Genomic DNA, 14,006 nt, shown 5'->3' on the forward strand with positions numbered 1-14,006 from the left:
TCCATGAGATTAACTCTATTAGAAATCATATTTCATCTATGTCTAGCATTGCTAATATTAGACATACAATAAATACAGAGGATGAATTTTATGATAAAGAAAATGAGTATTGGGATGAAATATCACCCCTTTATCAAGAGCTAGATTCACAATTTTATGAGGTTATGGTGAACCATAATAATAAAAATCAACTATTAGAGGAGTATGGAAGCCAATTTTTTAAACTTATGGAAAACAGCTTAAAAACTTTCTCTTCAGAGATTATAGAGGATTTACAAGAGGAAAATAAGGAGATTTCAAAATATGTTAAACTTTTAGCTTCTGCTAAGATTCTATTTGATGGAAAAGAGAGAAACCTATCTGGAATGACTCCTTTTATCCTTTCCAAGGATAGAACTATTAGAAAAGCAGCCCAAGAAGCTAAATCTACATTCTTTATAAACAATGAAAAGAGATTTGATGAAATTTTTGATAATCTTGTTAAAATAAGAGTGAAAATAGCCCATAAACTTGGATTTGAAAATTTTATAGAGCTTGGATATTTAAGAATGAATAGAGTTGACTATGACTCTAAAATGGTAGAATCTTTTAGAAAGCAGGTTATAGAGAGTATTGTTCCATTAGCTTCAACTCTATATAAAAAACAGAGAGAGAGATTGGGATTAGACTCACTTAAATATTATGATGAGAAGTTTGAATTTAATGATGGAAATCCAACACCAAAAGGAGACTCAAACTGGATAATTGAGCAAGGGAAAAAAATGTATCATGAACTATCTCCACAAACTGGTGAGTTTATTGATTTTATGACTGACAATGATCTAATGGATTTAATTACAAAAAAAGGAAAAGCTGGGGGAGGTTACTGTACTTTTATTCCTGATTATAAATCACCATTTATATTTTCAAACTTCAATGGAACAAGTGGGGATATAGATGTATTAACTCATGAGGCTGGACATGCTTTCCAAGTCTATAGATCCAGTTGGATTGAAATTCCTGAGTTGCTTTGGGCCACTTATGAAAGTTCTGAAATTCACTCTATGAGTATGGAGTTTTTCACTTGGAATTGGATGGAAAAGTTCTTTAAAGAGGATACAAATAAATATAAGTATTTACATTTGAGTAGTGCTATTAAATTCATTCCATATGGAGTTCTTGTTGATCACTTTCAACATAAAATCTATGAGAATCCGGATTTAACTCCAAATGAGAGAAAAAATATTTGGAGAGAGTTGGAAAAAATTTACAAACCTCACAGTGATTATTCAGAGAATCCTTTCTTAGAAAAAGGTACATGGTGGTTTCAACAGGCCCATATTTTTGAAATGCCTTTCTACTATATTGATTACACTTTAGCTCAGATATGTGCATTACAATTTTGGAAAAAAATGAATAAAGACTATAAGGAGAGCTGGAATGATTATTTGAATCTATGCTATGAAGGTGGAACAAAATCTTTCTTAAATCTCTTAAAAGTTGCTAAGTTAAAATCACCATTTGAGGATGGTTGTGTTAAAGATATTATAGTTGATGTTGAAGACTATTTAATGAATTTTCAATTATAATGGATTATAGGTCTAAAAGAAGTACAATAGTGTACTTCTTTTTTTATTTTCAAAAGGATTTTTTTAGTTTCGTCAGAATATGTTAATGATACAATTAATTTTTAAGGGAGGGTCCTTATGGGAAAAATACTTTTTTTACTTTTTATTTTTAATTTCTCTTTATATGCCAAAACTCTTGATGTCGGGGTTATTTTAGAAAATCATTCTCAATGCTCAGAAACAGCACTAGAAATTCTTAAAGATGAATTAAATAAAAATTTTGCAGGAACAAATTTTTCTCCAAAAATTACTGAAAAATTTTACCTAACAAATCATAATATTCAAGACGGGATTAATAAACTTAATGCCAATCCAAAAATTGATGGAGTTTTCATATTAACATGTGCTCCACTGGAAAATATAACAAATTTAAAACAGAACAGATTTTACTCTGTTCCACTAGGTTTTGGAAAGATGAGGTCAAATCTTCCCAAAAATTTGAATTACATTTATAGTAATCTTAATCTAAATGATTATCTGTCACCATTTAAAGAACTAAATGGTGTTACAGAGATAGATGTTCTTGTCTCTAATATGGATTCAAATAATTTAAGAGCTCTTGCTCAAGATACAAAACTTCCTGGGATTAAAGTAAATGTACTTAGAGCTTCTAAAGATAATCTATTAACTGCTATCAATAATAAGGTACCATCTTTTTTAATCGACTTTAATGAGGAGTTAAAGCCATATGCGTACTCTGGAATTAATTTGACAAAGGAGTTTAAAAAAAGAATAAGAGCTGCTTCTTTAAACTATATGTTTTTTAAAACTAAGAAAGATATGAGCACAATAGTTGAGGTTAATCCACCTTTAAAAGATATCTATTTAAACTCTGATATAGCAACAAAAATTGAGGTTTTTCCAAACTTAATTTTTTTACAAGATCTATCTCAATTTAATACACCAAATACTTTAAATCCTAAACTTACGCTAAAAGGTGCAGTTAATAGAGCTCTTAATTCAAATTTTGATCTGCTTCAAGCAAGACAAAATGTAGTTACAAGTTATTACAATGTTAAGGTAACTAACTCTAAAAGATTACCTCAATTGAGTGCTAATGCTAACTATTCAGCTCTAGATGATCGTTCACCAGATTTTAAACAGGGATATCCAACAAATAGTGTAGCTTCATACTTACAGTTATCACAAGTTATTTTTAGTGATCAACTCAATGCAAGTGTTTACATTGATAAATTGGCTTTAGATTCCAATCGTAAAGCTTTTGAACAACAAAAATTGGCAACTATCTACTATGTTGCTTCTACATATGTCAATATTCTTCAATTGAAAGCTCAATTAGCTATACAGATTAGTAACTATAATCTTTTAAGAGAAACTTTAAATGTTGCTAAAATCAACTATAATGTTGGAGCTGGAGGGCTACAGGATGTCTATAGATTACAATCCAATGTGGCTGGAGCTCTATCTGATATGTCCAATGTAAGAGGGGAGATTCGTTCGCAAGAGATCTATCTAAATAACCTTTTAAACTATCCTGAAGGAAATACATATACATATGAAACTCTTGAAGAACTTACTCCATATTTCTTACTTAGTGAAAACTTAGGTAAAAACTTTACTTTTGGTTCTGAAAAATCAAAAAAAATTGAAAGCTTCCTAGTTAATGGAGCAATTGATAACTCTAATTCACTGAAGCAACTTGACAATAATATAAAAAGTAAAGAGAGAGAGTATCTTGCTAATAGTAGAGAAAGATATATCCCTACTATAACAGCTTCTGGAAACTACTATAAAAACAATATAATCACACCTTGGGGTCAAAACTCCAATAGAGACTTCCCAGATGAATACTGGCAAGCTGGAATCAATGTAAGCTTACCTCTTATCAGTGGTGGTGAAATCTACTACAATGGTCAAGCTATTAAAAGTGAGTTAAAAGCGTTGGAATACAATAAGCTTGCTGCTCAAAATCAATTGGCCCAAGAGGTATTACAAACTTATACAAATGTTCTAACAAACTTTGTGCAAAGTTACACGACTAAGATATCTTCAGATGTAGCTAAGAAAAATTTAGGTATTGTAACTAACCTTTATACAGAGGGAACTACTACATTAACTGATTTTTTATCTGCTCAAAACAATACTTTAAGTCAAGAATTAAACCATGTAATTGAAAATTTCAATTTAATTAACTCTACACTTAAACTTGAGTATCTTTATGGAAAATCATCTCTAACTATGGATCCATCTGAAAGAAAAGTATTATTACTTAAACTTCAGCAAGAGTTAGATAACTAGGAGGAATAAATTATGAAAAATAAATTTTTAGCAGCTACAATTTTAATTTTATTATTGGGATGTGGTAAGGATAAAACAGATGAGAGTACAGCTAATGTAAAATCTGTTGTATATCAAAAAGTGGAGAAAAAAGAGTATGATGTTGTGAGAACATACTCTGGAACTGTCAATACAGAAGCTCTTTCCAATCTTAGTTTTAGAGTTTCAGGAACTATCAATAACCGTATAGCTCAATTGGGAGATACAGTTAAACAGGGACAAATTTTAGCTACACTTGATCCCATTGAATATCAATTAAACTATCAGCAAGCAGTTTCAAATTTGGATAAAGGTAATGCAAATTTAGCTGAGTCTACAGCTAATTTTAAGAGATCAGAGGCTCTATATTTGGAAAACAGTATTTCAAAAGCTTCGTATGACAGTGCTACAGCTAGTTATAAATCTGCTATCTCCTCTGTTAAAGCACTTGAAGATGCAGTTAATTTAGCTAAGGTCAATTTGAGTTACACTATGCTAACAGCTCCAAGTGATGGAACTATCGGGCAAGTTAAAAGTGAAGTTAACCAGAATGTTTCACCTAACACTGTAGTTTTTGTTTTAAACACTTTTGGTGAACGTTATGTGGAATTTAATGTTTCTCAATCTGTTGTTGGAGATTTAACAATTGGAGAGGAAGTAAAAATAGAGATTACCTCGCTTAATAACCTGAATATAAAGGGTGTAATAACTAATATAGGAACTCTTTCTGTGGGATATGGTGGAACTTACCCTGTTAAAGCTAAAATCGTAGATCCTTTGGACACTGTTAAAGTTGGAATGACTGCCAAGGTCTTTGTAACAACTAGTAACACCAATGAAGTTATAGCTGTACCTTTAACATCTATTTTAACATCTCCAAATGGTGAGAAATATGTTTATGTTGTTAAAAATCTTGAAAACAATGTTGGTATAGTTAAAAAACAGATTGTAACACTTGGAGCTACTACTGAAAATGGTACTGAAATTGTAAATGGATTAACTGATGGAGATTATGTTGTTACTAAAGGAAGCAGTGTCCTTTTAGAAGATCAAAAAGTTTCTCTTTTAAAAGGAGCTGAATAGTCATGAAGTTAACGGAATTAGCAATTAAAAATAAAGTCACAACCTATTTTTTAATAGTTATACTTCTAATTGGTGGGTATCTCTCTTATGAAAAATCTGAAAAGGCTCAGGACCCTGGCTTTACAATAAAAGTAGCCTTAATCACTACGAATTGGCCCGGGGCAACCGCCAAGCAGATGGCAGATTTAGTCAGTAAAAGAATTGCCGACCAAGTACAGAATATGGATTCTTTATGGTATGTAAACTCCACAAATACAGATGGACAATCCAATGTCTATGTAAATATAAAAGCTGAATATAAGGATATCCAGCCAGTTTGGACAGAGTTAAGAAACAGAATAAATACTTTCGTAGTTCCAAACCTGCCTCAAGGGGTACAAGCTCCACAAATAAATACCTTCTATGGTGATATCTATGGAACTTTACTTGCTATAGGTGGAGATGGATACTCCTATGAGGAGCTCTATGAAACTGCCTATCAACTAAAGGAAGTTTTACTATTCAATGTACCTCAAATTGGAAGTATTGATATATCTGGTATTCAAAATGAAACAGTGTATATAGATATTGATAATAAAATTCTATCTCAAACAGGTCTTACTTTACAAAATATTATTAATACTTTAAATAGTTCAAATGTGATTATTAAAGGGGGTAATATTGTTATTGAACAAAACAGATTAAAAGTTACACCTAGTGGTAACTTTAAGAGTATTGATGACATTAAAAATACCATTATAACTAGCCCCAATGGTGACTCTAGTATCTATTTAAGTGAGGTAGCTAATGTCTATAAAGGATATCAGGATCCATCACCTTATTCCATAGATTTCAATGGAAACAAATCTCTTGTTTTAGGAATCTCTCTAGGTTCTGGTGAAGACGTTCTATTGATGGGAAAAGGGATTCAAGAAACACTTAAAACATATAGAAACTCTCTTCCAATTGGTCTTGAAGTTGGAGAGATTTACTATCTTCCTGACCTGGTTCAAACAAATGTTACAGCTTTCATTGTTAATCTATTCCAAGCAGTAGGAACAATTATACTTGTAATGCTTGTTTTCTTAGGACTACGTTCAGGTCTAATAGTTGCAGCATTGACACCTACATCCATAGCCTTTACTCTAATTGGTCTATTCTGGTTTGACTATGGTATTAACCAGATTACGTTAGCGGGTCTTATTATTGCTCTTGGAATGCTTGTTGATAATGCCGTTGTTATGTCTGAGAACATAATGGTTCTACTGGAAGAGGGAAAAAGTAGAATGGAAGCATGTTTAGAATCATCTAAAACACTTGCTATTCCACTGTTTGTTAGCTCTTTAACAACCATAATGGCCTTCTCTCCAATCATATTAAATAAGCAAAACATGGGGGAGTATGTTGGACCTTTAACAATAGTTGTAATGCTTGCACTTATGAGTTCATGGTTAATAAACCAAACTTTTATTCCACTATTGTGTTATGATTTTATAAAATTAAAACCTGGTGAAAAGCAAAACTTAGACAGTAAACCATATCTTGTTTATAGAGAAACATTGATTACAGTGCTGAAGCATAAAAAGGTAACAATTGTTATAACTGCAATCTCATTTATTTTTGGACTTTGGTTACTTGGTCTTGCACCAGCTAACTTTATGCCTGGATCAACTGACCCAGTTATGTCAACTTATATAAGTTTACCTAAGGGTACTGACGTAAACTACACTAGAGCAGTTGTTGAAGATCTAAATAAATTCATTGAAAAAAATTATAGTACAGGACCTCAAGAACCTCTTCCTCCAGGACTTTGGGATTATATTACCACTGGGGGAACTACAAAGACATATAAAAAAGCTGGTGTTTTAAGCTGGGGATCATTTATAGGTGGAGGTGCTCCTAGATTCTCCACAGGTTACTCTCCTCAAACACAGCTTCCTGAATATGCTTATATTATGTATAATTTAACAGACTATAGATTGATTCCAAAATTAAGTCAAGAAATCAATGAGTATCTTTTAAATAAATATCCTGAGATTGATGTAGTTTCTAAAGGTTTAGGTAGTGGAGTTTCACTTGCTAAAGACTTAGGATATGTCTTTGCATCTCGTGATATCAATCTTTTAAAGAAAGTTTCTGAGGAAGTCAAAACTAAACTTTCATCTTTAGATGGAACTTATGCAGTTTCTGATGACTGGGGTATTGAAGTTCCTAAAATCTATATTGAAGTGGATACTGAAAAAGCCCAAATGGCTGGATTTAATAATGATACAATTGGAACTTACCTTGAGTATGTTCTACAAGGTTATAATGCTAGTGTTTATAGAAACTTTGAAGCTCCTCCACAAAGTACAATTATTCCAATTGTTTTAAGAGGAACTGATCAGTATAAAGATGATATTAACTCTGTGCAATCCATTGAACTTGTAAACTCAAAAGGACAAGCTGTTCCTTTAAAACAGATTGCTAAGATATCGCTAGAATACTATGATAGCTTAGTCTCAACTAGAAATATGGCTTATTCAATTGAGATAGATGCCGCTATAAGAGACTACACAACACCTCTTGAAGTTAATAAAAAATTTATGCCTTGGTTAGATGAGAAACTTAAAGAGTGGGGTCCTAATGTTAAATACTACTCTTCAGGTATTATGCAAACATCTGATGAAAACCAAGAGGCTTTATTCCAACAAGTTCCTATAGCTATTTTAGGAATGTTCTTCTTGGTTGTTGCTCAATTTAACTCTATGAGAAAAGGGCTTACAATAATGTTAGTTATTCCTCTTTCTATCCTTGGAGTTGCTATTGGACTACTATTGACAAATACTGATCTTGGATTTATGGCAATGATTGGAATTATAGCTCTTTCTGGAGTTGTTCTTAACCATGCTATCATCCTTGTTGATAAGATGACAATAGAAAAAGAAACTTTTGGCAGAAGCGATCAAGATGCGGTCGTATTTGGTTGTCAGTCCAGACTTAGACCAATTTTCCTTACAGTTGCTACAACATTAGTTGGATTAATGCCACTATATTTCTTTGGAGGTCCACTTTTCCAACCAGTTGCTGTTGTACTTATATTTGGTCTTGTTACAGATACAGTTCTAGCTCTTGGAGTTATTCCTGTTATCTATGCACTTTTCTATAAAATAAACTTCTCTGATTACAAATATGATGAGAGACGTTTAATAGAGGTTAAACCAACAGAAGATGATTCAACTGAGAATAATAACTCTCAATCATAAAAAAATAAAAGAGCTATGAAGTGTAAAACTTCATAGCTCTTTTTTTAAAAAATATTATTTAATAGAACTTCTATTTTCTTTCTTAACACTCCTCTTTCGCCATTCCAGTGATTCACTACAATAGCAAAGGCATAGGTTCTACCATTTTTTTCCACATATCCAGCATAGGAATGAATCCCGCTCATACTTCCACTCTTTACTTTTACTGCTCCCTCCAATGGGGTATTTTTTAGAAATACAGCCACTGTTCCATCTTTTCCTGCCACAGGTAAAAGAGTTTCCAAATCATTTTTAGAATACGCTAAAATATCCACCAATAATTTTGCTGAAATTGTGTTTCCTCTTGATAATCCACTTCCATCTCTCAATGTAAGAGAGTGTACATCCATACCCTTCTCTTCCCAAAACTCCTCTATCTTTACACCCTTTGTTTTCTCTATCAATTGGTATAGATGTTCTGTATAGTGATTGTCACTTCTAGTCAATAAAATTTTTACTATTTCTGATATAGGTGGTGATTTAGTTATTGCTATAACTCTTGGATTTGTTGGCCTTTGTGATGTTAATCTAGCCGTTTTAACCACTCCATTTAACTTTATATTTTCTCTCTTTAAATAGTATGAAAAATACTGCCCTAAAAATAACCCTGGATCTGGAATATCACTTTGAATAGTCAATCCATTTTTATTTTGAGGAACAACTCCAAAAATTCTTCTCCTATTTTCAAGTGGTATCCCTCTTACATAGATATCCTTTTTTACTCCTGGCATAACTAATCCCTGATTATCAAAAATCAATCCCTCAATCTCAGGCTTAGTTTTTATTATTTTAGGCTTTTGTCCTGAAACACCAGTATTTAAATAAAGAGTGTATATATTATCAAATACACTTATTCCATAAGTCCCCTGTCCATAGTTAGTCCCTACATCCTCTAAAAGCCACTTTCCAGGAATCCCTTCATATCCAAAAAGATCATCTAAAACTATTATGTTTCCATTGATAGATTTTATACCCAGTTTTTTTACTGCATCTGTCCAATTCTTTAAAAACTCCTCTCTATTTATAGAGATTCCATCAGAACCTAGGGTAGGATCTCCTCCCCCTTGAATATATATATTTCCTGTTAAAACACCTTTTTTAGATATTTTCCCATCATATAAAACCTTTGTTTCAAGAACTGTGTCTGCTCCCAATACTTCCAATGCAGTAGCTGAAGTCACTATTTTTAAAACGGATGCTGGAACTAGAGCACTCTCCTCCCTATAACTATCCACAACTTTTCCAGTTTTTAAGTCAATAGCATAAAAACTTAAATTCCCATGTTCTAAAACATCTGAGTTTACAAATTCACTCATAGCCTTTGATTTTCCTTTTGAAGGTACCACTGCTGAAATAACTGGTTCTTGTACTATTTTTTCTGGTACAACAGCTACTTGATTAACACTTTTATCTGTTTTTTCCATACCGCTACAACTGGTTAGAAAAGTTACAATTAAAGCTAAACAAATATATTTTTTCTTCATACACCACCTCTTTTTAGACTTTTTTATATCCTACATCATTTAGAGAGTTTTTTAAAGTATTTTTATAATTAATTATATCTCGTAAAAAAAACCTAGGATAACCTAGGTTTTTTCTACACCTCATTTACTTGAATCTCTCTTCCCTCTTTTCTCCACTGTGAGTATTCAGCAATAGTTGTGAATAATACGTCTGTAGATGAGTTTAAAGCTGTTTCACAAGAATCCTGTACCACACCTATAACAAATCCCACACCTACAACTTGCATAGCTACATCATTGGATATTCCAAATAGACTACATGCAAGTGGGATTAGAAGCAGTGAACCTCCAGCCACTCCAGATGCTCCACAAGCACTTATTGCTGAAAGAACACTAAGGACTATAGCTGATAACAAATCCACTTGAATTCCTAAAGTATATGCGGCACTTAAGGCAAATACAGATATTGTTACTGCTGCTCCAGCCATATTTATTGTTGCTCCCAATGGAATGGACACAGAGTACATATCCTTATCCAGACCTAATTTTTCACACAGATTCATATTTACAGGTATATTGGCTGCTGAACTTCTTGTAAAAAATGCAGTTAGTCCACTCTCTCTTAAACATGTAAATACCAATGGATATGGATTTTTCTGAATCATTATAAATGCGATTATAGGGTTTACTATAAAAGCTACTGCTGCCATACATCCAAGTAGTAAAAGTAGTATCTTTCCATATGATAGTAACCCACTTCCTCCACCAGCCTCTATAGAACTAAAAATCAGTCCCATAACTCCAAAAGGTGTAAACTCTATCACAAACTTTACAACTTTTAAAAGAGCTTTAGATATGTCTATCACAACCTCTTTTGTTGCCTCTTTACTCCCCTTTAGAAATATTCCAAATAGCGAACTCCAAAATAGAATTCCAATATAGTTTCCATTGAAAAGAGCCTTTACAGGATTATCAATAAGATTTAAAAGCAGTGTTTTTAAAACTCCAACTATATTTTGTGGAGCTGAATCTACATTTACATTAGACACTAGGGATAGGGTAACTGGAAATAAAAAACTTCCTATTACTGCAACTAAACTCGCTAATAAAGTTCCCAATAAATATAGAATAACTATTGATTTTATATTTGTTTTTTGTCCCTCTTTATGCTGAACAATTGCAGATATCACTAAGAAAAATACCAATATTGGAGCAATAGCTTTTAAAGCACCTACAAAAAGATCTCCAAAAATTGTTATCCAACTCATAGCACTAGGAGCTATATACGCAAAAATTATTCCTAAGACTATTCCTATAAAAATTCGTTTTACCAGGCCAATGCCACACCATCCTTTAAATATTTTCTCCATTTTTACCATCTCCCTGTCTTTAATCTGAAAACATATGTTTTTATATAAAAGACACTATAGCATATAAATTTTTATAATACAAGTTTTTTTTATAGACATTTTATTTTTTTAAAGTTATACTATCTATAACTCTGTATAGATCGGGAGGTTTTAAATGAATGGAAAATTTTTGGTTGTGGATAAATCTATCCTTCCAGATTATCTGGAAAAAGTTATTGAAGCTAGGAATTTATTAGCTGAAGGTAAAGTTCAAAATGTTAGCGACGCAGTTAAAATTGTTGGAATAAGTAGAAGTACGTACTATAAATATAAAGATTTTGTATTTTTACCCTCTGATAATGCCATTGGTAAAAAAGCGCTAATATCTCTTATGCTAGAGCATGAAAAGGGTGCCCTATCTGAAGTTTTAAACTTTTTATCCTCAGTAAACTGCAACATAATTACAATTAATCAGAATATTCCCATAAACAATGTGGCATCTGTCGTTATATCTTTTGAGATATCTTCAGACTCTCTTCCACCAGAGGACGTTGTTCAGGAATTAAAAAAAATAAAATATGTTAAAATGTCTAGACTTCTAGCATTTGAGTAGATAATTTTTCAAATGTCAACTTTTTTATCTTTTAAAAGTTGACATTTCTTTTTTTTTGTAATACTATATCTTGAATACTGTATACAATTAAGGAGGGTGTATGACTACAAAAGAAAAGATTATCTCTATTTTAGAGGAACATAAAGGTTCATATCTTTCTGGTGAAGATATAGGAAAAAAATTAAACATATCTCGAGCAGCCGTTTCTAAGGCTATTAAAGAGTTAAAAAATAATGGTTATACAATTGATTCTATAAATAGAAAAGGGCACTGTATTCCCCATAAAAGTAACACGCTTTCCCATATTGAAATCAAAAAAAATTTAAAATTTGATAACGATATTATTATAAAGGACTCTGTTTTATCAACTAACTTAGATGGTAAAAACTACTTACTTAACAATCCAAAGCATGGGACTGTTATAGTTGCCAATGAACAAAATGATGGCAGAGGTAGAAAGGGACGAAAATTTTTCTCACCTAAGAATACAGGAATATATATGAGTATTATTTTAAAACCTCATATTTTACTTTTGGAGAACTCACTTAAAATTACCATAGCCACTGCAGTGGCTATCTCTAAAGCAATTGATGCTCTATGCAGTAAAAATACTCAGATAAAATGGGTCAATGATATTTTTCTAAATAATAAAAAAATATGTGGTATTTTAACTGAAGCTATCACAGATTTTGAAACTGGTTCCATTGAAAATATTGTCATTGGAATAGGTATAAACTTTAATACTTTAGACTTTCCAGAGGAGCTTTCCCATATAGCTGGTTCAATTTTTTCCCAGAGAGTTACCCCTGTAAATAGAAATCAACTGATAGCTCATATTGTAAATAATCTCATGGATATTATAGAGGACCTTGAAAATCCAGAAATTATTAAAATCTATAGAGAAAAGTCATTTTTAATTGGAAAAGATATTTCCTTCTATGAGAGAGATAGTGTAGTGGAAAGTACTGTCCTTGATATAGATAGCAACGGCTATCTCATTGTTCAGGATTCAAATATGATTATAAGAAAATTAAAATCTGGGGAGGTAAGTATTAAATGGTAGAAAATCTATTTTTAAATCTGTATTTTCTAGGTATTTTAGCTATTGGGTATAACTCATTTAAAAAAGTTAAAGATAGTTCCTATTTTTTTATAGCCAATAGAGAAGCTGGTGTTTTTCAGGTAGCTGGTAGCTTATTGGCAACAGTTTTGGGAAGCTCTGCTATCCTTGGAAATGTTGCTGCCACATACTCAATTGGATGGGCTGGAATCTGGCTTTTATTCTGTGCTGCATTTGGTCTATTTACTCTTTTACCACTGCTTAAACGATTTGAAAAATTTAGAGGATATAATCTTCCAGAGCTTTTAGGTAGTTTTTATGGAGATGAAGTTAGACTTTTAAGTTCCTTTATTATCTCAATTGCATGGATTGGTATTGTTGCTGCTCAAATTATGGGTGCAGCCCAAATTATGGAGATAATTAGTAATTTTTCATATTTAGAAAGTGTTATTATTAGTGGAGTAGTATTTATTATATATACAATATTAGGAGGACAACTTTCCATTATAAAAACTGATTGTTTTCAATTGATATTTATTCTATTGGGTATTGTGTTATGCTTCATATTTTTACCTAATTTAGATACTACCTATGCAGCCCCTAAGCTGATAAATGAAAAGTTTGGATACATTGATCTATTAATTTTGGTATTGACATATTCATCAACTTTTTTAGTGGGTCCTGATATATACTCTCGAATTTTTTGTGCAAAAGATAGTGGTGTTGCCAAAAAGTCCATTATTGTTAGTATTATTATTTTAATACCTTTAGCATTTATCTTAACTAAAATAGGTATATTTGCCGCTGGAGCTTATCCTAATCTAAGTAGTGGGCAATCTCCTCTATTACATGTTGCAGCAAATACTTTACCTAAACCCATCAGTTTATTGCTATACTTCGGTTTACTTTCAGCTATAATATCCACTGCTGATACTTGTTTACTAACTGCATCATCAATATTTACTGAGATTTTTACTAAGAATTTAAAAAGTATAAAATCTATAAAACTTACACGAATTTTTATTGGTGTCTTTGGTATTTTTAGTATTTTAGTTGCACTGAAGCTTAAGTTTATATTAAGTTCATTGCTTCTAGCTCTATCTGTCTATTCTGGAGCTCTTATAATACCATGTTTTGCTGGAATTATTGGATATAGATTTAAGAGAGGTTATGTTCTAAGTGCTATTATACTCGGAGGGGTTATAGCATTATTTGGAAAAATATATGGTGGTAACTATTCAAATTATATTTTAATCTGTGCCTTTTTTGTCAATGCTTCAGTCTTAGGTAT

The 14,006-nt window shown here is 31.8% G+C and carries 9 protein-coding genes; 7 read left to right on the top strand and 2 right to left on the bottom strand.

Features of this window, described 5'->3' with window-relative positions; all coding sequences use genetic code 11:
• The 4 genes from ACMOUI_RS04680 to ACMOUI_RS04695 all read left to right on the top strand — a co-directional run.
• Positions 1-1,568, top strand: a 1,568-nt coding sequence (locus ACMOUI_RS04680; RefSeq protein WP_418964576.1) for a M3 family oligoendopeptidase, incomplete at its 5' end; no start/stop codon positions are given.
• A 117-nt stretch (positions 1,569-1,685) separates the two neighbouring features.
• Positions 1,686-3,866, top strand: coding sequence for a TolC family protein (locus ACMOUI_RS04685; RefSeq protein WP_418964577.1), 2,181 nt, complete (start codon positions 1,686-1,688; stop codon positions 3,864-3,866).
• Between the two features lie 12 nt (positions 3,867-3,878).
• A complete protein-coding gene (locus tag ACMOUI_RS04690) occupies positions 3,879-4,967 on the top strand; it encodes an efflux RND transporter periplasmic adaptor subunit (RefSeq protein WP_418964578.1) in 1,089 nt (362 codons plus the stop codon).
• Positions 4,968-4,969: 2 nt separating this feature from the next.
• Positions 4,970-8,191: an efflux RND transporter permease subunit gene (locus tag ACMOUI_RS04695; protein ID WP_418964579.1), complete on the top strand. Its 3,222-nt coding sequence runs from the start codon at positions 4,970-4,972 to the stop codon at positions 8,189-8,191.
• Positions 8,192-8,235: 44 nt separating this feature from the next.
• Here the strand turns inward: ACMOUI_RS04695 and dacB are convergent, their stop codons facing one another.
• Together dacB and sstT are read right to left on the bottom strand one after the other, a co-directional pair.
• Entirely contained in the window at positions 8,236-9,714 is a 1,479-nt protein-coding gene (gene dacB, locus ACMOUI_RS04700; RefSeq protein ID WP_418964580.1) for a D-alanyl-D-alanine carboxypeptidase/D-alanyl-D-alanine-endopeptidase, read from the bottom strand.
• A 113-nt stretch (positions 9,715-9,827) separates the two neighbouring features.
• The gene (gene sstT / locus ACMOUI_RS04705) at positions 9,828-11,063 is read right to left on the bottom strand and encodes a serine/threonine transporter SstT (RefSeq protein WP_418964581.1); all 1,236 of its coding nucleotides are present in this window, start codon (positions 11,061-11,063) and stop codon (positions 9,828-9,830) included.
• A gap of 154 nt (positions 11,064-11,217) precedes the next feature.
• Here sstT and ACMOUI_RS04710 point away from each other — a divergent pair, with 154 nt between their 5' ends.
• The 3 genes from ACMOUI_RS04710 to ACMOUI_RS04720 all read left to right on the top strand — a co-directional run.
• Positions 11,218-11,655 carry an ACT domain-containing protein gene (locus tag ACMOUI_RS04710; protein WP_418964582.1) on the top strand — a complete coding sequence of 146 codons (438 nt, stop codon included), beginning with the start codon at positions 11,218-11,220 and terminating at the stop codon, positions 11,653-11,655.
• A gap of 100 nt (positions 11,656-11,755) precedes the next feature.
• On the top strand, positions 11,756-12,718 hold the full coding sequence (locus tag ACMOUI_RS04715) for a biotin--[acetyl-CoA-carboxylase] ligase (protein WP_418964583.1): 963 nt from the start codon (positions 11,756-11,758) through the stop codon (positions 12,716-12,718).
• On the top strand, positions 12,712-14,006 hold a 1,295-nt coding region (locus tag ACMOUI_RS04720), incomplete at its 3' end, for a sodium:solute symporter family protein (protein ID WP_418964584.1). The genes ACMOUI_RS04715 and ACMOUI_RS04720, both read left to right, overlap by 7 nt.

Origin of the sequence: Cetobacterium sp. (assembly GCF_048470075.1) — a bacterium.
Lineage (GTDB): Bacteria > Fusobacteriota > Fusobacteriia > Fusobacteriales > Fusobacteriaceae > Cetobacterium_A.